This window comes from Gracilimonas qinghaiensis (assembly GCF_046602855.1).
Taxonomy (GTDB): domain Bacteria; phylum Bacteroidota; class Rhodothermia; order Balneolales; family Balneolaceae; genus Gracilimonas.
Genome location: NZ_JBKINJ010000001.1, coordinates 2119637 through 2140986, shown reverse-complemented (window position 1 = coordinate 2140986; position 21350 = coordinate 2119637). Strand labels below are relative to the sequence as shown.

Below are 21350 nucleotides of genomic sequence, written 5' to 3'. Positions count from 1 at the left end.
TATTCTTCACAAGCTATTGTGCTATAAAATGGTAGAATCACTGAGGAGTAATGAGGATGGTATTTGCCAGACTTTCGCTGATTGCCAGGCGTGTATCTCCAATTTTTAGAATTACCCGTGAGTTATTTGATAATACTTCTCCAATAACACCTTCAAAACAGCCTAAGTCTTGTAGCAGACAGGTATCTTCATGGCTGCATTGCATACATTTTACGGCTATCCGTTCACCTTTTTTGGTGCTGTTGATCGGTTTCATCTCCATATTACCTCACAAGCTGTTTCTTATTTATAAACAGTTTAAATAAACAAAGGAAACATGAAAATTTTATGAAGATAAATAAGCATATAATAGAAGGTGGAATGATTAAAAGATCAGTAGGATTAACCGGGTGTCATAAAACAGTTTCAGGATGAACCTCTTCAAAACCATGGGGGGGACGATCAAGTGTCCAGGTTTCGAAATAAAAATGCCGCTCAGTATTGAATTTTTTCCCGTTGATGCTGAAAAAACGAAAATGGCCCGGTACTAATTTCTGGAGTGGAAAAAACATATCACGATATACGTTTTTTTTAGAGAACATCTGAAGATCAAAACCATCTTTTGATTGAACTTTGTAAAGAACGATATGGTCGTCCTCGATAGCTTTCCTCAGGGCACCCTTGTAGTGACTATTATTGGAATTATCATTGGAATTATTATTGAGATGAAGTTCAGATATGTTATATCTAAACTCCGTTTCATCGGTAAGAATAATAGTTTCACCAATATTCAGATCTTCAATTGCTTGCCTAAATGAAGAAAACTCAGATTTTTGAGTGAATGCCCTCTTATCATGAAAAGCTGATTCAAGTGCACTGATGAGTTCTTTGTAAGATGAAAGAACATTCAATCCAAAGCGCTCGTCATTCAGGTCTGTTCCTGTAAAGTAGAACCTTGAGTAGGTAGGATCAGGTTTCATGAAATCTTGCAGGGAAGATTCTCTTTTTTTGGGATTCTCGCGTGTACTCTCCTGATCCAGCTTGTCAAGCCGCTGATCGTGATGGAAGATGAGTTTGAAAATATCTGTAGTCATGTAAAAAATATTAGCAACAGTTTTCGATTCTACTGAATAATTCTTTAACAAAGTTATCATGTTCCGGTTTCATGAAGACACTTCTCAAGATGGTTACGTCTTCAGCATCAACTTCGAAATCCGGATGGCGTTTAGTAAAGCTCTTTGCAGATATTTTATACAATGAAAGGTAAAAAGACCGGTCACTCATTCCTTTCTGAAATATTTCTTTGGAACGTTCTGAGATCTCTGAAAGAGTTGAGGCTTCTGTCGGAAAATAGCCAATGATATCAAGTTCCGGTTTTTTATACGATGTTAGTTTTGAGCTGGAATTTGTCAGTTCATACATCGTCAAGGCAGCAGATCTGCAGTTTGATAGAATAGGGCCGAATCCGGTCTTTTCCTCTAATGGGAATAGTTGCAATGTTGTCCAGAAAGCAACGGCAGAAGCACCGGCGCGGGAACACTCCAGACTGATTTCTCCGAGGTGCAGATCATCAGAAGTAAAGTAGGTATAAGGAGAGTCATGCTTATAGAATTTTCCGACTTCAGGGTCCTTAAACAATACACATCCGCAACCGTAGGGTTGAAGTCCGTGTTTATGTGGATCTACGACGATGCTGTCTGCTTCCTGCATCCGCTGCCAGGCAGTGCCATTGATCAGTTTAGAATCTTTAAGAGTCCTGAAAAAACCTCCGTAGGCAGCATCAATATGAACACGAATGCCATGCTTTTTGGCCCAAGGTAATATTTGATCCAAAGGCTCAACATCACCAAGTCCTGTAGTACCCAGCGTAACTACCATTGTGCCGATGTCTTCAGGATCAACAGCATCGAGATCAAAAGTTCCATCATCTAAAACGGGGATCTTCAACCCCTCTACTCTAAGTACAGAACACATGCGTCCATGCGTGTAATGAGCCTGATCAGAAAAAGCGATTTTTTTTTTCGGATGGGACTCGCGGGCTATCCAAAGGGCTTCAAGGTTAGCAATGGTTCCGCTTGAAGTAAGGTGTCCCAGGTATGTGTTTTCGTATCCAAAAAAACGAGCTAGCGATGCAATGACTTCCTTTTCCATTTCAGAAGAAGGCGGACCTCCGTCAAGTGCGTGATTGTTTGGGTTGATAGACATAGCTATTGCATAAGCTGCCCAGGCTAAAGGATGGGGAGGTTTGAGCATCTGTCCTGCATACGAGGGATGCTCAAAAGGATAATTGCATTTTAGTCGCTCTATTAGACGCGTGAAAACTTCATTTACTTTTTTCTCAGGAACAATCAGAGAATCATCCGGTTCCCAGTCGCCAAACGAATCGATCCACTCGTTAAGTGATCTTATGCCTTTTTGGAGTGATTTTTCGGAGAGATTGTCCATTAGTATAAGCTGACCGAGATTCCTGCTGAAAGGACCTGCTTCAACTGAATGTCACTTGAAAAGTCATTATCGTACCTCAGTTCAAACTGAAAAGATGCACTAATGAGGCTGTTGATTTTTCCAACAAGTTCATTACCCCACATAACATCTGTTTCATCAATTGGTATCAAAAAGTTGGTGAAAGTTTCCAATCCACTTGTGTAGAGAATGTTTTCAAATATTTCTTTCTCGTAATAAATACCGGTCGTCAAACCACCCTCAGATCTGAAATTTTCGCCCGGATCAAGACCATATTCGGGCGCAAGGGCATCGTCGGTGACAAATGTCTGTTTCAATCCAAGGCCTGATTCAAATATTATGGATGGGGCAGGTTTGTAAGATAAACCAACGCTTTCAGAAAGATAGCCCGGAGCCATAAAATTAGAGATCAAAATATCCGGATCGGTGTCGGTTTCACCATATTCAAAACCACGGTCAAACTGTGTTCTAAAAACAACGGTAGCATAACTTGAGAGAGAGCCGTCATCTCTGAATTGATAATTAATCCTGTTTGTGATAGAGATCAGGTCATCAGTTTTACGGACTCCTTCGTCTTTCACTTTGGATTGTCCATACTTTAAATTGGTCCTGAAACCATAGCTATACTGATCCTTTCTATACATTACTGTGTATACAGAAGAAGCTGTTCCGCTGAGAGTGCTAACACCACCTTGTGACCAATTGCTGTAGGCAGCCTGCGAGCCATTCATATTTGCCACCCAAGATTGAGTCCACCCGTTGAGGGTATCAGGAACTGATACATTTTGGGCCTCTGCAGAAATGCTGAAGAACAACAACAAGGTTAAGAAGGTTAAATTATTTATCGGTTTACTCATGGTCTCTATTAAGTTAATTTTTGAAAAGAACAGCTTCTTTTAGTTTAGAATCTTTGAGCATTACTTCAATATGTTCACCTGACTTGGTAGGAACCGTCATGCCGGTAAGATCTGCAGATAAAGGAAATTTTCTATGCCCTCGATCTATTAGAACAGCGATCCTGATAGATTCCGGGTCATGAATGGAAGCAACAGCAGAGAGTGCTTCAAACATGGTTTTGCCTGAAAAGATCACGTCATCTACTAATATGACCTGTTTATCACTGCAATCAGGTAAGGAAATGCCAGGATTACTGTCTGCTACATTGAAGTTGTGAACTTTCATATCTTCATCAATGATCTCAGAGATATCTCCAGCGAGTTCGTTGGCCGTTGCTAAACCCCGTTTATTCAATCCAATGATCACTAGTTTTTCACTAACAGGCGATTTCTCCAAAATTTGAATTGCCAAACGTTTTAACGTTCGTTCAATTCGTGCCCGATCCATTAAGGTGTATTGCTTGCTCATAATTCAATTTTAAATTTGGACAAAGGTAATGTTTTCTATCCTTAGTGTTAAAATCATTACCAAAAATAAGAGGAAAAATTGCTACCTTAACAGTGTTAATCTTAACTTAATTCAGGGAGAGATATGAAACGAGGAATTGGAACATTATTAGTCGGAGCAACCGCGTTTGCCGGCGGTGTACTTACAGGATTGCTATTAACCCCAAGAAGTGGCAAAGAGAATTTGAAATGGGTTAAAGATCAGAGTGAAGAAACAGTGGAATGGCTTGAAACCACCGGTCGAAAGATCAGAGAAGATGGAGAAAAGAGAATTGATCGTTTTTCAGAGGGAATTAAAAAAACAATGAAAGATTCTTTACCAGATCTATATGAAGCCACGGAAGATCTTGAATTTTCAGAAGATGAGGAGATAGAAGAAATCACTAAGAATGGCTGAGGCACAATTTCAATATTCTGAAGCCTTTCTTCAATGGATTTGGGAGAATGGGCTTTTCGATCATGCCGGGTTGCAAACCGATTGTGGTAAATCAGTTCAAATATTGGAAGTTGGTGAGCTTAATAAAACCAATGGTCCTGATTTTAAGGCATGTCGTATCGCCATCGATGAATTGACATGGCATGGTGATGTTGAATTACATCTCCGGAGTAAAGATTGGTACGCGCATGGTCATCATGTGGATGAAAATTTTAATTCGGTATTCTTACATGTAATTGTCGGGGGTAATAATGAGTCTGTTAAGACCCAAAACGGAAGCAGTCCATATACTCTCAATTTAGAACCCTACCTCTCAAGTAACCTAAAGGTCTTTTTAAAGAGTTTTGAAGATGAAAAGACTTTACCGTGCACCGGTAATATGAATTTCATTTCTGAAAAGGTATTTATTAAGCAGCTTGAAAAAGCTCATTCAGAATACCTGGAAAAGAAAACGGATGATTTTCTGTCTTTATACGATCCGAATATTTTGCCTTCAGCAGCCTGGAAGAAAGCGTTGGCACTCTCTGTTTGGGATGGTTTGGGAATTACTCATAACCGGAAGGCAATGAAAGTAACAGGAGAGAGGTTGCTTGCCAGTTGGGATGGGGTTTTAATTGATGAAGGTATTGAGCTTGCTTTAAACGAAGCAGGGCTTACTGATAATTCTGATATCAAGTGGAATTTAAAATCTGTAAGACCGGCAAATCATCCGGAAAAGAGAATACATGAAGCTGTTCTTATAACCTTTGAAATTTTGAATACACCTTTTGAGAATTTTCTTGGTAGAAACAGTGTAGGTCTCTGGTCAAAATGGTGCAAAAGTAGTGATCTCAAAAGCTCATCCAGGATGAAAATATTATTCGGAACTGTTTTTCTTCCCGGTCTCTATGTATTAGGTATGTTGTTTGCTCATGAGTATTTGAAAGACAAAGTTCGCACAACATGGAGCGATCTTAAAACCCCAATTCCACAAACACTGTTAAAAAAGTTCAAAGCTCTTCCTATTAAAACTGAAAATTATAGCAAGAAATTAGGTTCTATTCATCAATTGAAATCATATTGTAAGCCAAGGATGTGTTCTGAATGTTTTGTTTTAAAAAATGCGATTCAGTCTTGATTGCTTTTAAAGTGATTTCTATCTTTGGAGTCTGTTAATGATATGAAATGCCCGGTCGTCTAATGGCAGGACACCTGGTTTTGGTCCAGGCAGTGGGGGTTCGAATCCTCCCCGGGCAACAACATTTATCAAAAGGATGACTGTAAGGCCATCCTTTTTGTTTATTGATCAATAATCGGAAGATCATATCTTCATAAATAACCTGAATAGAAAGCCTGCATAGTGGACACTCCTCTGGCGATATTTTCCGGCACAAGTAACCCGGCTTTAGCAAGAGCAATTGCTGAAGAGTATGGAACATCATTGGGTGATGTGACCATTAAGAAGTTTTCTGACGGGGAGCAATATGTTAAGTATGAGCAGAGCATCAGGGGTGAGGATATCTTTGTTATTCAGTCCACCCCGCCGCCCGGAGATAATATCATAGAATTGCTTTTGCTGCTTGATGCTGCTAAACGCGCTTCTGTGAAAAGAGTGACAGCAGTAATACCTTACTTCGGTTATGCCAGGCAGGACCGCAAAGATCAGCCACGGGTGTCAATCGGTTCCAAGCTGATGGCAAATTTGTTAGTTAAGGCCGGTGCAGATCGAATTCTTACAATGGACCTGCATGCTGCTCAGATACAAGGTTTTTTTGATATCCCACTGGATCATCTATATGCCAGCAGGGCTTTTATTGATCACTTTACCTCAAATTCGATAGACAACCTCGTAGTTGTTGCACCGGATGTTGGCAGTCTTAAAATGGCAAGGGCTTACTCCAAGAAATTGGATGCAACTCTGGCATTTATTGATAAAAGACGACCAAAAGCTAATGAATCGGAGATCATGAATCTGATCGGTGAGGTAGAGGGAAAGAATGTGTTAATAGTCGATGATTTGATCGACACTGCCGGAACACTTACAAATGCTGCAGCAGCTCTTAAAGAAAGAGGGGCTCTGAGTATTAAAGCTATTTGTACACATCCGATTTTATCGGGACCGGCATATCAGCGAATAGAAGATTCGCCAATTGATGAGTTGTTAGTAACTGATACTGTTCAGCTTCGCCAGCCCTCTGATAAGATAAAGGTTCTGAGCGTCGCGAACATTTTTGCTGAAGCTATACAACGTATTCACACTAACGATACTATCAGTGCACTGTTTGATAATTAATGATTAAGGTAAACGCATTATGGCATACCCAGAATTAGTAAAACTTGAAGGAACAATTAGAGAGACCAGTAAGCAAGCAAATAAAGTGCTTCGCGAAGAACTTCGTGTTCCTGCGGTACTCTATGGACCGGAAATTGAAGAGAATATCCACTTTTCTGTTGATGAATTGGAATTGGAAAAAATTCTCAGGAAACCACAATCCAAGCTCCAGGAGCTCACTGTAAACGGTAAAACGTACAAAACTCTTTTGAAGAGGACTGAGTTTGATCCTGTGACAGATCGCATCGTTCATGCAGATTTCTACGTGTTGTCTGACAATCATAAAGTAACACTGCGTGTTCCGGTTAAGATCACCGGCAGTGCAAAAGGTGTTGTCGAAAATGGTGGTCGTGTTTTCAAACCAATGAACTTTGTAAGAATCCGAGTACTGCCTGAAGCAATTCCTGCAGAATTTGAATTAGACATCTCACCGCTTCAAATCGGGCAATCACTTCACATATCAGACCTCGATTTGGAAGGTATTATTCCATTGGATGATATGAGTCGTACGATTGTGACCATTCGTCCTCCAAAAGGAGCCGATTTTCTCGAAAATCTTGTATCAGGTGTTACTGATGAAGCTGAAGAGGAAGTGGTTGAAGGCGAAGAACTTGCTGAAGGCGAAGAACTTCCTGAAGGCGAAGAGCTTCCTGAAGGCGAAGAAGGTGAAGAAGAATCAACTGAGGAATAAGTCCGAAGTTATTCACTAAACTAAACGTGTCCCGAAAACGATGTCCATTATAGTAGGATTAGGAAATATTGGACAAGAGTATGAGGGGACACGGCATAATATAGGATTTGAAGTTGTTGAAGCATTAGCTGACACACTTTCCATTACATTTGGCCCGGGTGACGGGCCTTTTGTGGTTGCAGAGGGCAGGCACAGAGGTAGAAGTGTTATGCTTATAAAGCCTACCACTTATATGAACAAAAGTGGACTGGCTGTGAGGAAGGCTCTCTCAAAATACAAGACTGATAAAGAAAATTGCCTGATCATTTATGATGATCTGAACCTCGATGTAGGGGATGTCAGGCTTAAAGCTACGGGTAGTGCCGGTGGTCACAATGGAATACAAAATATTATTGATCTGTTGGGGAGCAGAGAGTTTCCCCGTATCCGATTTGGGATCGGTAACGATTTTCCAAGAGGTAAACAGGTCGATTTTGTATTATCACCATTTAAAAAAACGGATCAGAAATATTTAGAAGAGGGCCTTCAAAAAGCCCATGATGCATCACTTTATTTTGTTCGCGAAGGCATCAATAAAACCATGAATCACTTTAATTAACTAATAGGTCTTGAACAGACTTATTGAACTTAAACTACGTAACGGGAAACAATGGATACAATAATCTATTTTATACCGGTGGCCGGAGTCATTGCACTTCTGTACACCATCTTTAAAACAGCCTGGGTAACAAAGCAGGAGATAGGAACTGAGCGCATGGAGCGCATAAGCAAAAGTATTGCAAGTGGTGCCATGGCATTCTTGAAAGCAGAATACCGGGTACTTGCAGTATTTGTACTTGTTGTGGCTGTAATACTTGGCTTCAGTGCAGATCCTACCACATCAAGCTGGATGGTAGCTATCTCATTTGTTGTTGGTGCTATTTGTTCAGGTCTTGCCGGTTTTATCGGTATGAAAGTTGCAACCAAAGCAAATGTTAGAACCACACATGCTGCACGAACAAGTCTTGGTAAAGGCCTTGAAGTTGCTTTTGCCGGTGGATCCGTAATGGGTCTTGGTGTTGTTGGTCTTGGTGTCCTTGGGTTGAGTTTGTTGTTTATTATTTTTGGAATGCATTTTGGACTTGAAGGCGCCGGTGCCGTTAATAAGGTATTGGCTGTTGTAACCGGCTTTTCTTTTGGTGCATCATCTATTGCCCTTTTTGCACGTGTTGGTGGAGGTATCTACACTAAAGCTGCTGACGTAGGTGCTGACCTTGTAGGTAAGGTTGAAGCCGGTATTCCTGAAGATCACCCGCTTAACCCTGCTACTATTGCTGATAATGTTGGTGATAATGTAGGCGATGTTGCCGGTATGGGTGCTGACCTTTTTGAGTCTTACGTAGGATCTATTATCGGTACTATGGTACTTGGCGCTGCTTTTATAGCCGGAGCAACTATTGATGGTGCTGCTTGGTCAGATGCATTCAACGGTCTTTCCGCAGTAATGCTTCCATTGGTTCTTGCCGGCGTTGGTATTTTGACTTCTATACTTGGAACATTCTTTGTACGTGTTAAAGAAGGTGGAGACCCACAAAAAGCTCTTAACCTCGGTGAATTTATTTCAGCTGCTGTAATGCTTATAGCGTCCTATTTGATTATTACCTGGATGCTTCCTGAAACATGGACGTTCAACGGAGAAGTTTATAACAGCATGGGAGTTTTTTGGGCTACAATATTTGGCCTTGCTGCAGGGCTTGGCATTGGGTTGATCACGGAGCATTATACCGGAACCGGAACAAAGCCGGTTTGGTCGATTGTAAAGCAATCAGTTACCGGATCTGCGACAAATATCATTGCCGGACTTGGTGTTGGAATGATCTCAACTGCGATACCTATTCTAATTATTGCCGTTGCCATCATCGGTGCATACGAATTTGCAGGATTGTACGGTATTGCGATTGCAGCTGTTGGAATGCTTTCAAACACGGGTATCCAGCTAGCTGTTGATGCGTACGGACCAATTTCGGATAATGCAGGTGGTATAGCTGAAATGGCTGAACTGCCGGGAGAAGTTCGCGAACGTACAGACAAACTAGATGCTGTAGGTAATACAACCGCAGCTATAGGTAAAGGTTTTGCGATCGGTTCTGCCGCTCTAACAGCACTGGCTCTTTTTGCAGCCTTTATTACTGCATTTGAGGCTGTGAACCCGGGCGTAGAGGTTATTATCAGTGTAACTAATCCTTCTGTAATGGCTGCCTTATTTGTAGGCGCAATGTTACCATTCTTATTCTCTGCACTTTCTATGAATGCAGTAGGACGTGCTGCAATGAGTATGATCGAAGAAGTACGCCGTCAGTTTCGTGACATTCCTGAATTGACTAAGGCTCTTGCTGCAATGAATCGCAACGAAGGAAAGAAATTAGCTGACTGGTCTGATGAAGACCGGACTACTTTTGAAGCTGCTGACGGTAAAGCTGAATATGAAAAATGTGTTGAGATCTCAACTCAGGCTTCTATTCGTGAAATGGTAATTCCAGGACTTCTAGCCGTGATTGTTCCCGTTCTCTTCGGTTTTGTTCCCGGATTTATCAGCGACAGCCCGACACTAGGTGCTGAAATGCTAGGCGGACTTCTTGCAGGTGTAACTTCTGCTGGTGTTCTTATGGCACTCTTCCAGTCTAATGCCGGTGGTGCTTGGGATAACGCCAAGAAGATGATCGAAGAAGGCGTGACCATTGATGGTGTAGAGTATGGAAAAGGTTCTGAGCCTCACAAAGCAGGTGTTGTTGGAGATACTGTAGGTGATCCGTTCAAGGATACTTCAGGACCGTCTCTGAACATCTTGCTCAAGCTTATGTCAGTAGTAGCGCTTGTAATTGCTACCATGATCTAAAGCTTAGCTAAGCAAATAATTGAAAGCCTCGTGCATAACTTATGTATGGGGCTTTTTTTATGGCTTCAATTTTTGAATAACGTTTTCCAAAAAGTCTCTCCGAACTTATAAGCCAACCATCCAAAGGAAAGGATACCAAAACCAAGAGCGATCCAGGTATAGCTCTCAACTTCATAGAAGCCATACCTGAAGATTCTGATTCCGGCAAGTCCAAAGAAGATCAAGCCAAACAGCAATCCAAAAATGCCATGAATCCGCCTTCTTGTCCGATCTCTTTTGTGTTCTTCTTCTGTGGGTACATTTATTTTGATGGCATAAAATCTTATCACACAATTTTCCCGTAGCTCCACGATGCATCGTGGAGCTACGGGAAGGACATTGGGTAATTTATTAAAAATCTGGATCTGAACAGCTACAAAAGAACCTTTTAAACCTGAAATCCATTGTAATAGGACAACCGAAACAAAAAAGGAGTACAATTATGACAGGTAAAAAAATATTGATGATCGTAGGAGATTATGGAGAAGACCTAGAGATCATGGTACCGTTTCAAGCATTACAGATGGTGGGGCATGAAGTCCATGCGATATGTCCCGATAAGGAGAAAGGTGATACATGCCCAACTGCTGTTCATGATTTTGTGGGAGATCAGACATATAAGGAGCTGCAGGGTCATAATTTCACCTTGAATTATGATTTTGACAATGCAGATCCTGCAGATTACGATGCATTGGTTCTACCGGGTGGAAGAGCCCCTGAATATTTACGCCTAAATGATGAAGTGATCTCAAAAGTGAAGCATTTCCTTGATGAGGATAAACCCATTGCAGCGATCTGCCATGGACTTCAGATATTTGCCAAGACCGGAGGAATTGAAGGAAAAACACTAACAGCCTATCCTGCATGTGGACCAGAAATGGAGGCTTGTGGTGCCAATTACAAAGAAGTTGAAGCAACAGAAGCGGTGGTTGATGGAAACCTGGTTACTTCACCCGCATGGCCGGGACATCAAAAATGGCTGGCTCAGTTCCTGAAGGTCTTAGGAACTGAGATCACACATAATTAAAAAAGTATCAGAATAACAAAGTAGGGACACATAATTTGTGTCCCTACATATTATAATATTTTGTTATACGTCGAAGTCGATACCCTGAGCCAATGGAAGGGAGTCGCCCCAGTTCATAGTATTTGTTTGTCGGCGCATATAAGCTTTCCAGGCATCAGAACCAGATTCACGTCCGCCGCCTGTTTCTTTTTCACCGCCAAATGCACCGCCAATTTCAGCACCGCTGGTTCCTATATTAACATTCGCAATACCGCAATCGGATCCGCGGGCACTTAAGAAAGTTTCAGCTTCACGCATATTCAGGGTGAACATCGCTGAACTCAGTCCCTGTTTTACACCATTGTGTAGAGCTATAGCTTCATCAAGCTCTTTATATTTAATTAGATATAGAATAGGTGCGAAGGTTTCTTCCTGAACAATATCATAATGATTTTCGACTTCAGCCAGTGCAGGGCGAACATAAAATCCATCTTCATCCAACACATCACCGCCATAAATAACTTTACCACCTTCTTTTTCAATTTCTTGAAGGGCGTTTTGCATGTTTTTTATAGCATCTTGGTCGATCATTGGTCCTACCAGTGTATTTTCTTCCAGCGGATCTCCTATGGTTATATTGTCATAGATATTCATCAGGCGTTCTTTAACCTGATCATATACAGATTCATGGATGATCAATCGACGTGTACTTGTACAACGTTGTCCGCAGGTGCCAACGGCCCCGAAAACGGTAGCACGGATAGCCATTTCTATATCAGCATTTTCTGAGATGATGATGGCATTGTTACCGCCAAGCTCAAGAATGGTTTTACCCAATCGGGAAGCAACGGTTTTGCCAACTTCCTTACCCATTGGGATAGAACCGGTTGCTGAAATAAGGGGAATTCGGGTATCTTCTGTCATCCATTCTCCAACTTGTCGGTCTCCGGTAACAAGGTTGAAAATCCCTTCCGGGAGATCATTTTCTTTCAGTACTTTTGCCACTATCTTTTGAATTGCTACTGCACACAACGGCGTCTTTTCAGAACCTTTCCAGATCATTACGTTTCCACAAACGGCAGCAATCATAGCGTTCCAACTCCACACAGCTACAGGAAAGTTAAAGGCTGAGATAATCCCGACTATTCCAAGTGGATGCCATTGCTCATACATTCTATGTTGTGGACGTTCACTGTGCATGGTCTTACCGTAAAGCATACGCGATTGTCCGACTGCGAAATCGCAAATATCGATCATCTCCTGAACTTCACCGAGGCCTTCCTGATAGATCTTACCCATTTCGTAGGTTACAAGTTTGCTTAATGGCTCTTTAAATTCGCGTAGTTTTTGTCCGATCTGGCGAACAATCTCACCACGTTGAGGGGCCGGCATGTCTCGCCATATTTGAAATGCCTTTTGAGCTTCTTCAACCACATGGTCGTACTGATCTTTAGTAGTGACTCCCACAGTAGCAATTTTTTCACCGTTTGTGGGTGTGAAGCTGCTGATTGTCTCTTTACTTTCAATATGTTTTCGTCCGGTGCTTGTTCCCGGGTTAATGCCTTCTATTCCAAGTGTTTTCAGAAACTCCATAATCATAATTTATTTACTGGATTCTAAGGAAGATAGGGAAGTAAGTAGTCAGAATACAGAAGCAGAACATCGAACATCAAAAAAGGAACACCGAGTATTAAAGTTTTATACCTGTACTCTGAATTCTGAGTTCTGTATTCTTACGACATGAGAAATGCATCGAACAACGAAGTCAAATTACTTAGAAAACTAAACCGCAAAAAATATCGTGAGAAAGAGCAGCGGTTTATCGTGGAAGGAGAGCGGGCGGTAGAGCAGGTGGTTGAGAATGGATTGATAGAAGTTGTGTCGGTTTTTATAGGAGAAAGGTTCAAGGTTCATGGGCATAGGTTCAAGGGCCTCGACGTTTGTATTTTGGAGGATGAAGTTTTTTCTGAGGTGGCGGATACGGATAATCCGCAGGGGATATTGGCGGTCTGTAAGATGCCGGAGGCAATTGAGCATGAGAATTTTGCAAGTGAGAAGGGGCTCATTGTAGCTACAGATGCTATTCAGGATCCCGGAAATATGGGCACGATACTCAGAACGGCTGCCTGGTTTGGAGCAAAGGCGTTGATCGCTGGAAAAGGCAGTGTGGATGTTTATCACCCCAAAGTGGTAAGAAGTACGGCCGGGGCAACTGGGAGTATCCCTGTTTTATCGGGTGTGCTGGGTGAGGTTTTTGAACGGTTTGAAAAAGTGGGTTGGCAAGTTTTGTTATTGGATGGGGGAGGAGAAGCTGAATCTTTAGTATCAGTTCAAACCGCAGAAAAAATAATATTGGTTGTGGGAAATGAAGGGAGTGGGATCAATGAAAAATTGCTTAGTTCAGGAAGAAAAAAAGTAAAGATCGAATCCGCTCTGGGTCAAGAGAAAGTAGAAAGCTTGAATGCAGCGGTTGCAACAAGCATTGCACTTTTTCAGTTAACAACGATCAGTAAACATTAATTAAGAAACCCGGGTATAATTTTGGCTCTACTGTTCGTTTCAACCAGGTTCTGATAACTGCTAATAATTTTGTGTTAAATCTTCAAACTTCGTTGCATAAGAGTTTGTCATTAGCTTTATTTCGTGGGTTACTCATTTTTCATCTACATACAGTGTTTGGTATAAACCATCTAAAAACCAAAACTTCCCATCTATGCCAAAGAAGAAAGAGAAGAAGATCTTCGTTCTCGACACCTCCGTTCTGCTCTACGACTATGAAGCTGTCCGAAACTTTGAAAAAAATGATGTAGCCATACCCATTACCGTTCTTGAAGAGCTAGATACCTTCAAAAAAGGTAACAACGTGATCAACTTGCACGCAAGGGAGTTCATTCGCTATCTGGACGGGATCTCTGATACCAACATGCTTCAAAACTGGATCCCATTGAATGGAAGGTCACATGGTAAACTTCGGGTTATTACTAATCAGAACAGTTCACTGGATGCTACAAAGGTATATGGTTCTGATAAAAATGACCACCGCATTATAAATGCAGCTCTACATCTGAAAGAGGAAAATCCTGATCAGCGAGTGATACTTGTTTCAAAGGATATTAATCTCAGGCTGAAGGCCAGGGCCCTTAACCTGGAAGCGGAAGATTATGAGACCATTCGTATCAAGGATATTGAACACCTTTACAGAGGGAAGACTGAAATTGAAGTCGAAAACCCTGCTACCATTGCAAAGTTCTATGAGGAAGGAGAGATTGATCCTAAGGATCTGGGGCAGCAAGATCCTTCATGTAATCACTATTATATCATGAAAGCTCATGGAGCCTCGGCATTAGGTTGGTATAATCCAGGCTCTGAAATGATTGAGGTGGTAGACAAAGTTCATGCCTACGGCATTCATCCCAAAAATGCTGAACAGACCTTTGCGCTACATGCACTGCAAAATAAAAAGGTACTTTGTACTACTGTAACCGGTGCAGCCGGAACCGGAAAGACATTGCTTGCCTTGGCGGCGGCTTTGGAACAGCGAAGTGATTTTAAGCAGGTTTATATGGCTCGACCTATAGTTCCCTTAAGTAACAAAGACCTGGGTTATTTACCGGGTGATGCGAATCAAAAGATCGATCCCTACATGCAGCCACTTTGGGACAATCTTAGCTATATAAAAAATCAGTATAAAGAAAGCAGTAAGCATTTCAAGAAAATTGATGAGATGCTGCAAACGGATAAGCTCAGAATTGTTCCACTTGCTTACATACGGGGACGAAGTCTATCGAATGTGATATTTATCATTGATGAGGCTCAAAACCTGACACCTCACGAAGTCAAAACTATTATTACCCGGGCAGGGCAAAACACAAAGATCGTATTTACGGGTGATATCTTTCAGATCGATACGCCATATCTGGATGCACAAAGCAATGGTCTGAGTTATCTTGTTGACAGGATGCACGATCATGAATTATATGCTCACATAAATCTTGAGAAAGGCGAACGATCTGATCTGGCTAATTTAGCCTCTAAACTTTTGTAGTGTAATAGGCGCATGATTTTAGGTTCAAAGTGTAAGTGGTAACTTGGGCCTTGTACCTAAGATTAGTGTTCTTTGGAGGGGCTTAGGAAGTCAACCTGGAATCTGAAATGCTCTGTTTCGAGGGCCATAATATCATAAAGGTCCTTAACTACTTTAAAGACTTCTTTCGGAGCTCCGATGATGGTAGAAGACAGATATCCAACTTCAATTTCCACATCATATTGAGCCAGATGCTCCAACAGGTCCTGTACTTTTTCTCTTGGATCGTCTTCTGATAACGGAATATAGGTTAGCTGGGCAATCGTTCTCATAGGCTATTATGCTGAATTTGTTTGATACTTTTGATTCATTTAAAGATAAGGCAGAAGAGGTAAAGAGGCTAAAAAAACCTTTATTGCTTGAGGTTTGCTTATTTGTCATATTTGCAGAAAATTTATAAGTAATCAAAAGATTTAAATGAAAGACTTATTCAAAGAATTTAAAGAGTTTGTATCACGCGGTAATGTAGTAGAACTGGCTGTTGGTTTGATCATGGCTACGTATTTTGGAGCCATTACAAAGTCATTTGTTAACGACATCATTATGCCACCGGTTGGTTATATGATCGCAGGAGTGGATTTTGCTGAACTGAAATGGCAGTTCGCTGAAAAAATACTTCAGGATGGAACAGTTGAAGCGGTGACAATAAATTATGGGGCCTTCATAAATACGATCATTACATTCGTTATTGTTTCTGCAGCCATCTTTTTTGTTGTGAAAAGTTATAATCGGTTCATGAAAAAAGAAGAAGCCAAACCGGAACCTAAACCCGTCAAGCCCTCAAAAGAAGAAGAATTACTGACTGAGATAAGAGATCTGCTGAAAAATTCTTAATAACTCAGCAAAACTAAAATTCTGATACCTTAAAACATAAGCTAACCAATGAGTAAAAAAGATACCTTAACCCCATTTGTTTCTGCTGATGATGATCTTCCACAAATTACCGTAAAAGCTGTGATCTTGGGGTTTTTGCTCTCTGCTATTCTTGCCGGAGCAAATGCCTATTTGGGCCTGAAAGTCGGGATGACGGTCTCTGCATCCATTCCGGCCGCAGTGATCTCGATGGCCGTGTTACGACTTTTCAAGGAATCCAATATACTGGAAAATAATATCGTTCAAACGGCAGCATCAGCTGGTGAATCACTGGCTGCGGGAGTTATATTTACCCTTCCTGCTTTAATTTTACTCAAATACTGGCTCGATTTTCCCTTTATGCAAACAGCAGCTATAGCTATGTTTGGGGGTATTCTTGGCGTGTTGTTCACTATTCCATTGCGACGTGCACTGATCATAGAAAGTGAGCTTCAGTTTCCTGAGGGTGTCGCAACCGGTGAGGTTCTCAAAGCAGGAACTGAAGGTGGGAAAGGAATTAGGACTATAATTCAGGCAGGTGTTGCGGCTGCTTTGTTCAAGCTGAGTCAAACCGGATTGAAAGTATTTGCAGGTTCTGTTGGAGGCTCAGTAAAAGCCGGAAAATCCATATTTGGAATGGGAGCGGATCTTTCGGTAGCCTTGCTAGCCGTAGGATATATAGTTGGTCTTAATATTGCTGTGCTGATCTTTGCAGGTGGGCTTATTTCATGGCTGTTTGGTATTCCGATCTACATGGCTTTTTCAAGTCCTGAGGAGATCACTGCAATTGTTGGGGCTGCTGAAGGTTACGATGCTGCTCTAGCTATTTGGAGCCAAAAGATCCGTTATATGGGTGTGGGGGCTATGGTTGTTGGGGGTGTCTGGGCTCTGATATCTTTAGCCAAACCATTGGTAGATGGCATCAAGTCATCCATGGCTGCTGTCAAGCAACTTAAGAAAGGTGGCAGTGCCAGTGTTCCAAGAACAGAGCAGGATACTCCCATCAATATTGTGATCTGGGGTGTAATTGGGTTGGCTATTCCGATCTTTATTGTATTCATGTATGTGATAGACATTGATCACTTAGCGGTCAGTTCCGGCGCTTACTGGACGGCTATTACCTTTGGTGTGGTATTCTCATTATTTGCAGGATTTTTGTTCTCATCAGTAGCAGGTTATATGGCGGGTTTAGTAGGGTCTTCCAATAATCCCATATCAGGTGTAACGATTGCTACAGTACTGGCAACTTCCCTCTGTCTATTGGCTATTTTAGGTGGAGAAGTTGATTTCGCTGCAGATATTGAAAAGGCCAAAAGTGCGGCTGCCGCGGCTATTATTGTTGGGGCGATGATCGCTTGTGCAGCGGCTCTTGCCGGAGATAATTTACAGGATTTAAAAGCCGGTCAGATCGTAGGGGCTACGCCATACAAACAGCAGATCATGCAGGTTGTGGGTGTTGTGGCCGCTGCAATTGTGATAGCCCCGATATTGAGCCTGCTTTTTAATGCCTATGGTTTAGGAGGTGTCTTCCCTAGAGAAGGAATGAATCCACAGGAGATGCTAACTGCTCCTCAGGCCACGCTTATGCAGTCTGTGGCAGAGGGTGTATTTGCAAGGAATCTTGAATGGCCCATGATCATTATTGGCGGATTGATAGCGGTCGCTATAATTATTCTTGATCAGATCCTGAAGCGTAAAGGTTCTGAATTTAGAACACCGGTATTAGCTGTTGCCGTTGGTATCTATCTTCCGGTTGAACTGTCTGTACCGATCTTTATTGGTGGAATGATAGCCTGGAGTGCTTCTAAAGTAGTGCGGAACAGAGCCCGAAAAGCTGGTAAAGATATTCTTGAGGCAGAAGGAAATGCTGAAAGGAATGGTCTGTTATTTTCTTCAGGTTTGATCACGGGGGAAGCATTGATCGGAATAATTCTGGCTATTCCCTTTGCTTTTTTTGAAAGCACCGATGCCCTTCGCCTAATGCCCGAAGGAATGGAATGGCTAACCAGTCTGCTGGGTGTAGGTGCAGCTATTTTCTTTATGATCTGGTTGTATAAAGTTGCTATCAGAAAAGAAGATTAATAATTAATTTTACTTATCGAGGCTGACCACATCAACGGTGGTCAGTCCTTTTCCTAAGAAACGTTCTGCGAGTTCATGAAATCGCTGGGGGCGATCGCTGACGTAACAGTGAAATTTTCCACCTTTAGTATTGAGAAGGTCCAATTCAGTCAGTTTCAGCTTGGCAGATCTTGCTATTGATTCTGCGGAATCAACGATCTTTACTTTTTTGTCTTTCAGTATATGTGGGATTGTTTCTTTGAACAAAGGATAATGTGTGCAGCCTAGGATCAGGGTTTGGATCCCCGTATCATCAAAATGATCCAGATAATGGTGCAGAGTTTGAATGGCAACTTCATTATCGATCCAACCTTCCTCAGCTAAAGGTACCAGCATAGGGCAAGCCTGCTGTTCAACGTTGATGGTGGAGTCAAAAGCATGTATAGATTCCACATAAGCACGCGAATTGACGGTTCCAAGCGTGCCAATCACACCGATATTCTTATGTTCGGGTATTCCGACGGCGGTTCGTGTTCCGGCTGTGATCACGTCCAGTACAGGAATGTCTCCGGCTGCCTCAATGATCTCCTCTTTTGCAGAAGCAGAAACGGTATTACAAGCAATGAGGATCATTTTTACTCCCTTGTTGAGTAAAAACTTTGTGATCTCAAGTGCATAGGCTCGTACTGTTTCTTCTGATTTAATACCATACGGTACACGGGCAGTATCCCCAAAATAAATGATATCTTCATCGGGTAGAGCATCTATGACTGCTTTAGCAACTGTAAGCCCGCCAATACCGGAATCAAAAATACCTATGGGCTGATTTTTATTTATCAATTTATTAGTGATTTGTTCCAAAAAGCAAAAGGTACAAGTAATGTGTTTGATTTAATAGTAGAGGCTGCCGAAGTTTCCTTTTTTAGATTTTATGAAATTTTTAATCAATATCTTTGATCCATGGTTAAGATATTTTTTATAAAGTGCTTATAAATTTTATTACCATCTTAAATGTCTGTCAAATATTTTAAATACTATTAATGAGTAGAGAAAGGCAATCTCAAAATAGAGGAGAGCTAGAACGAACTCTTGGGCTTGGTCCTGCCCTTGCTATTGGTATCGGAACTATGGTAGGCGCAGGTATATTTGTATTTCCAGGTATTGCCGGTGGAGATGCAGGTCCGGCCGCGATGTTCTCTTTTCTGATAGCCGGAAGTATAGCCATGGTTGTAGCCATATGTACCACCGAACTAGCCACTGCCATGCCACAAAGTGGAGGAGGGTACTATTTTGCCTCTAGAATATTTGGCTCGTTTACCGGCTCTTTGATAGGTATCGGTCAATGCGTGGGGTTGATATTTGCCAGTGCATTCTATTTAATGGGGTTTGGTGAATACGCCAGTAAGATATTCAGTGAACTGGGATTATCTCTTGGGGATCCTATTGTATTATTCGCTTTAGGAACGGCAATATTTCTGACTATAGTAAATTTGGCTGGAACTAAGGGTGTTGGGAAACTTCAGAATGGTGTAGTTATAATTCTGACCGGTATTTTGACAGCATTATTTGGCTATGGAGCCCTTGAGGCATTAGGTGTGATAGGGCCGGTAGAACTACAGTCTGAGTTTGTTCCAAAAGGGTACAAATCAATATTTACCACGACGGCTTTGATCTTTACATCATATTTGGGTTTTGTTCAGATAGCAACCGTTGCCGGCGAGATAAAAGATCCACAGAAAAATCTTCCCAGAGCTCTTATTGGCAGTGTAGCGATTGTGACACTACTTTATGTTCTCACTTTGTTTGTCAGCACCAGTATTTTTAGCGCTGAAGAGTTGTCCGAGTTAGGTGAGACAGCCACTGTTGAGGTAGCGCGTTCTATTATCGGCCCAATAGGAGGATTGCTTGTTTTGGGAGCTGGATTACTTGCAACTCTATCATCGGCAAATGCTTCAATTTTAAGTTCGTCCAGGGCTATTTATGCATTGAGTACAGATAGATTATTACCCCCAGGGATTAGTCAGGTAAATAAAAGATATGGAACGCCTCATTGGGCATTATTTATAGTCGGGGCCTCAATAGCAGGCGTAACACTTTTTGGGAGAATTGAGCTGCTTGCTGAAGTTGCCTCTCTTTTACATCTGGTGCTTTATGGCGTTATTTGTCTTGCGCTCTTCTCAGTGAGAAAAAAATCTCCAATTTGGTATGCCCCAACATTCAACGTTAAGGCAGCACCTATGGTCTCGGTAGTGGGTGCTCTTGCCTGTTTTGGATTGATCGCTTTTATGCAGAGCACGTCAATTATTATAGGAACTGTAGTCCTGATATTTGCAACAGTTTGGCACTGGTTATTCGCACGTGAAACAGAAATACAGAAACCTATACCCCCTCATATTCAACCCTCCATGCGAAATCCTAAAATTCTTATACCGCTTGAAATTTCTGACCCCAAGGAAATACCGGATGCACTTCTCACACCTTTTAAAGAATTGGAAATAAACCTTTTGTGGTATAAAATAATCAAAGAACAAACGAGTCCGGAACAATCAAGGGAGAAACTTGATGATGAGGAAAAGGAGAAAATGGAAACTATTTCTGATGAGATCAGAAATAAAGGATATAAGGTTGAGACAAATCAGGTTTTCACTCCTGATCTTGGGAAAAGTATAGATCGGTATATTGACGAAGAAGAATGCAATGCCGTGCTTACTGTAGAATCCGTTCCATCCATAGAACGGTTATTGGTTCCTGTATATTCTAAAGATCAACTTAATAAACGACTTTCAACTATTCTTCACGATCTATCAAAATCGAGTGATCTGCCAATAACTTTGATCACCTTATCCAGTGATGAAATGGAGACTGAAAGTGAAAATCGTGAAGAAAATCTGGAATTCGTTGCCAAGAGTTTGTTGAGAGAAGCCGGATTAGATGAGAATAGGATCTTTTCGAAGAGCGTAAATGTTGATGATGTGACTAAAGCCGTGGAACAGATTTCAGGAGAAGACGACCTGGTCATTTTAGGAGAAACAGGATCTTCAGACCGGCAAAGCTTTTTTAATACAGTACACAACAATATATCAGAAACGGTAACTTGTCCCGTATTGTCTATCATTAACACGGAAGAAGAAAACAGTTAAATCATTTTTA

The 21350-nt window shown here is 41.5% G+C and carries 21 protein-coding genes and 1 tRNA gene; 13 read left to right on the top strand and 9 right to left on the bottom strand.

Features of this window, described 5'->3' with window-relative positions:
• Positions 1–37 precede the first annotated feature (37 nt).
• The 5 genes from ACKGJO_RS09520 to ACKGJO_RS09500 form a co-directional block, all read right to left on the bottom strand.
• Complete coding sequence (locus ACKGJO_RS09520; protein ID WP_411323190.1) at positions 38–262, bottom strand: FeoA family protein; 225 nt, start codon at positions 260–262, stop codon at positions 38–40.
• A gap of 130 nt (positions 263–392) precedes the next feature.
• Positions 393–1073, bottom strand: a complete 681-nt coding sequence (locus tag ACKGJO_RS09515) for a hypothetical protein (RefSeq protein WP_411323189.1) — start codon at positions 1071–1073, stop codon at positions 393–395.
• A gap of 10 nt (positions 1074–1083) precedes the next feature.
• A complete protein-coding gene (locus tag ACKGJO_RS09510) occupies positions 1084–2424 on the bottom strand; it encodes a pyridoxal phosphate-dependent decarboxylase family protein (protein ID WP_411323188.1) in 1341 nt (446 codons plus the stop codon).
• Positions 2424–3299, bottom strand: a complete 876-nt coding sequence (locus tag ACKGJO_RS09505) for a DUF3078 domain-containing protein (protein ID WP_411323187.1) — start codon at positions 3297–3299, stop codon at positions 2424–2426. The genes ACKGJO_RS09510 and ACKGJO_RS09505 overlap by 1 nt, the downstream gene beginning before the upstream one ends.
• A 13-nt stretch (positions 3300–3312) precedes the next feature.
• Positions 3313–3807: a phosphoribosyltransferase family protein gene (locus ACKGJO_RS09500; protein WP_411323186.1), complete on the bottom strand. Its 495-nt coding sequence runs from the start codon at positions 3805–3807 to the stop codon at positions 3313–3315.
• 123 nt (positions 3808–3930) lie between these two features.
• On the opposite strand from ACKGJO_RS09500, the gene ACKGJO_RS09495 reads away from it, so the two are divergent.
• The 7 genes from ACKGJO_RS09495 to ACKGJO_RS09465 all read left to right on the top strand — a co-directional run bounded on the left by ACKGJO_RS09495 (position 3931) and on the right by ACKGJO_RS09465 (position 10158).
• A complete protein-coding gene (locus ACKGJO_RS09495) occupies positions 3931–4242 on the top strand; it encodes a YtxH domain-containing protein (protein ID WP_411323185.1) in 312 nt (103 codons plus the stop codon).
• A complete protein-coding gene (locus ACKGJO_RS09490; protein WP_411323184.1) occupies positions 4235–5398 on the top strand; it encodes a DUF2851 family protein in 1164 nt (387 codons plus the stop codon). Before ACKGJO_RS09495 ends, ACKGJO_RS09490 begins: the two co-directional genes overlap by 8 nt.
• A gap of 48 nt (positions 5399–5446) precedes the next feature.
• Positions 5447–5517 (top strand) — tRNA-Gln (locus ACKGJO_RS09485).
• A 103-nt stretch (positions 5518–5620) separates the two neighbouring features.
• The gene (locus ACKGJO_RS09480; protein ID WP_411323183.1) at positions 5621–6553 is read left to right on the top strand and encodes a ribose-phosphate diphosphokinase; all 933 of its coding nucleotides are present in this window, start codon (positions 5621–5623) and stop codon (positions 6551–6553) included.
• Positions 6554–6572: 19 nt separating this feature from the next.
• On the top strand, positions 6573–7283 hold the full coding sequence (locus ACKGJO_RS09475) for a 50S ribosomal protein L25 (RefSeq protein WP_411323182.1): 711 nt from the start codon (positions 6573–6575) through the stop codon (positions 7281–7283).
• A gap of 40 nt (positions 7284–7323) precedes the next feature.
• On the top strand, positions 7324–7881 hold the full coding sequence (gene pth / locus ACKGJO_RS09470) for an aminoacyl-tRNA hydrolase (protein WP_411323181.1): 558 nt from the start codon (positions 7324–7326) through the stop codon (positions 7879–7881).
• A gap of 51 nt (positions 7882–7932) precedes the next feature.
• A complete protein-coding gene (locus ACKGJO_RS09465) occupies positions 7933–10158 on the top strand; it encodes a sodium-translocating pyrophosphatase (RefSeq protein ID WP_411323180.1) in 2226 nt (741 codons plus the stop codon).
• A 65-nt stretch (positions 10159–10223) separates the two neighbouring features.
• On the opposite strand, the gene ACKGJO_RS09460 is transcribed toward ACKGJO_RS09465, so the two are convergent.
• Positions 10224–10487: a hypothetical protein gene (locus ACKGJO_RS09460; protein WP_411323179.1), complete on the bottom strand. Its 264-nt coding sequence runs from the start codon at positions 10485–10487 to the stop codon at positions 10224–10226.
• A gap of 152 nt (positions 10488–10639) precedes the next feature.
• Here ACKGJO_RS09460 and ACKGJO_RS09455 point away from each other — a divergent pair, with 152 nt between their 5' ends.
• A complete protein-coding gene (locus tag ACKGJO_RS09455) occupies positions 10640–11224 on the top strand; it encodes a DJ-1/PfpI family protein (protein ID WP_411323178.1) in 585 nt (194 codons plus the stop codon).
• 63 nt (positions 11225–11287) lie between these two features.
• On the opposite strand, the gene amaB is transcribed toward ACKGJO_RS09455, so the two are convergent.
• Positions 11288–12796: an L-piperidine-6-carboxylate dehydrogenase gene (gene amaB, locus ACKGJO_RS09450; RefSeq protein ID WP_411323177.1), complete on the bottom strand. Its 1509-nt coding sequence runs from the start codon at positions 12794–12796 to the stop codon at positions 11288–11290.
• A gap of 147 nt (positions 12797–12943) precedes the next feature.
• Between amaB and ACKGJO_RS09445 the strand changes: the two genes are divergently transcribed.
• Positions 12944–13723: a TrmH family RNA methyltransferase gene (locus ACKGJO_RS09445; RefSeq protein WP_411323176.1), complete on the top strand. Its 780-nt coding sequence runs from the start codon at positions 12944–12946 to the stop codon at positions 13721–13723.
• A gap of 193 nt (positions 13724–13916) precedes the next feature.
• The gene (locus tag ACKGJO_RS09440) at positions 13917–15248 is read left to right on the top strand and encodes a PhoH family protein (RefSeq protein WP_411323175.1); all 1332 of its coding nucleotides are present in this window, start codon (positions 13917–13919) and stop codon (positions 15246–15248) included.
• A 62-nt stretch (positions 15249–15310) separates the two neighbouring features.
• Here the strand turns inward: ACKGJO_RS09440 and ACKGJO_RS09435 are convergent, their stop codons facing one another.
• Positions 15311–15559, bottom strand: a complete 249-nt coding sequence (locus ACKGJO_RS09435; protein ID WP_411323174.1) for a YkoF family thiamine/hydroxymethylpyrimidine-binding protein — start codon at positions 15557–15559, stop codon at positions 15311–15313.
• 145 nt (positions 15560–15704) lie between these two features.
• Here ACKGJO_RS09435 and mscL point away from each other — a divergent pair, with 145 nt between their 5' ends.
• On the top strand, positions 15705–16121 hold the full coding sequence (gene mscL / locus ACKGJO_RS09430) for a large-conductance mechanosensitive channel protein MscL (protein WP_411323173.1): 417 nt from the start codon (positions 15705–15707) through the stop codon (positions 16119–16121).
• 48 nt (positions 16122–16169) lie between these two features.
• Positions 16170–18221, top strand: a complete 2052-nt coding sequence (locus ACKGJO_RS09425) for an OPT family oligopeptide transporter (RefSeq protein WP_411323172.1) — start codon at positions 16170–16172, stop codon at positions 18219–18221.
• A 9-nt stretch (positions 18222–18230) separates the two neighbouring features.
• Here the strand turns inward: ACKGJO_RS09425 and murI are convergent, their stop codons facing one another.
• Complete coding sequence (murI, locus tag ACKGJO_RS09420; RefSeq protein WP_411323171.1) at positions 18231–19040, bottom strand: glutamate racemase; 810 nt, start codon at positions 19038–19040, stop codon at positions 18231–18233.
• Between the two features lie 200 nt (positions 19041–19240).
• On the opposite strand from murI, the gene ACKGJO_RS09415 reads away from it, so the two are divergent.
• The gene (locus ACKGJO_RS09415) at positions 19241–21340 is read left to right on the top strand and encodes an APC family permease (RefSeq protein ID WP_411323170.1); all 2100 of its coding nucleotides are present in this window, start codon (positions 19241–19243) and stop codon (positions 21338–21340) included.
• Positions 21341–21350 lie beyond the last annotated feature (10 nt).

Coding starts and splice junctions, on each gene's coding strand:
- ACKGJO_RS09425 (WP_411323172.1), top strand. CDS start 16,170: ATGAGTAAAAAAGATACCTTAACCCCATTTGTTTCTGCTGATGATGAT.
- ACKGJO_RS09495 (WP_411323185.1), top strand. CDS start 3,931: ATGAAACGAGGAATTGGAACATTATTAGTCGGAGCAACCGCGTTTGCC.
- ACKGJO_RS09455 (WP_411323178.1), top strand. CDS start 10,640: ATGACAGGTAAAAAAATATTGATGATCGTAGGAGATTATGGAGAAGAC.
- amaB (WP_411323177.1), bottom strand. CDS start 12,796: ATGGAGTTTCTGAAAACACTTGGAATAGAAGGCATTAACCCGGGAACA.
- ACKGJO_RS09445 (WP_411323176.1), top strand. CDS start 12,944: ATGAGAAATGCATCGAACAACGAAGTCAAATTACTTAGAAAACTAAAC.
- ACKGJO_RS09505 (WP_411323187.1), bottom strand. CDS start 3,299: ATGAGTAAACCGATAAATAATTTAACCTTCTTAACCTTGTTGTTGTTC.
- ACKGJO_RS09520 (WP_411323190.1), bottom strand. CDS start 262: ATGGAGATGAAACCGATCAACAGCACCAAAAAAGGTGAACGGATAGCC.
- ACKGJO_RS09415 (WP_411323170.1), top strand. CDS start 19,241: ATGAGTAGAGAAAGGCAATCTCAAAATAGAGGAGAGCTAGAACGAACT.
- ACKGJO_RS09435 (WP_411323174.1), bottom strand. CDS start 15,559: ATGAGAACGATTGCCCAGCTAACCTATATTCCGTTATCAGAAGACGAT.
- mscL (WP_411323173.1), top strand. CDS start 15,705: ATGAAAGACTTATTCAAAGAATTTAAAGAGTTTGTATCACGCGGTAAT.
- pth (WP_411323181.1), top strand. CDS start 7,324: ATGTCCATTATAGTAGGATTAGGAAATATTGGACAAGAGTATGAGGGG.
- ACKGJO_RS09490 (WP_411323184.1), top strand. CDS start 4,235: ATGGCTGAGGCACAATTTCAATATTCTGAAGCCTTTCTTCAATGGATT.
- ACKGJO_RS09500 (WP_411323186.1), bottom strand. CDS start 3,807: ATGAGCAAGCAATACACCTTAATGGATCGGGCACGAATTGAACGAACG.
- ACKGJO_RS09465 (WP_411323180.1), top strand. CDS start 7,933: ATGGATACAATAATCTATTTTATACCGGTGGCCGGAGTCATTGCACTT.
- ACKGJO_RS09515 (WP_411323189.1), bottom strand. CDS start 1,073: ATGACTACAGATATTTTCAAACTCATCTTCCATCACGATCAGCGGCTT.
- ACKGJO_RS09510 (WP_411323188.1), bottom strand. CDS start 2,424: ATGGACAATCTCTCCGAAAAATCACTCCAAAAAGGCATAAGATCACTT.
- ACKGJO_RS09440 (WP_411323175.1), top strand. CDS start 13,917: ATGCCAAAGAAGAAAGAGAAGAAGATCTTCGTTCTCGACACCTCCGTT.
- ACKGJO_RS09475 (WP_411323182.1), top strand. CDS start 6,573: ATGGCATACCCAGAATTAGTAAAACTTGAAGGAACAATTAGAGAGACC.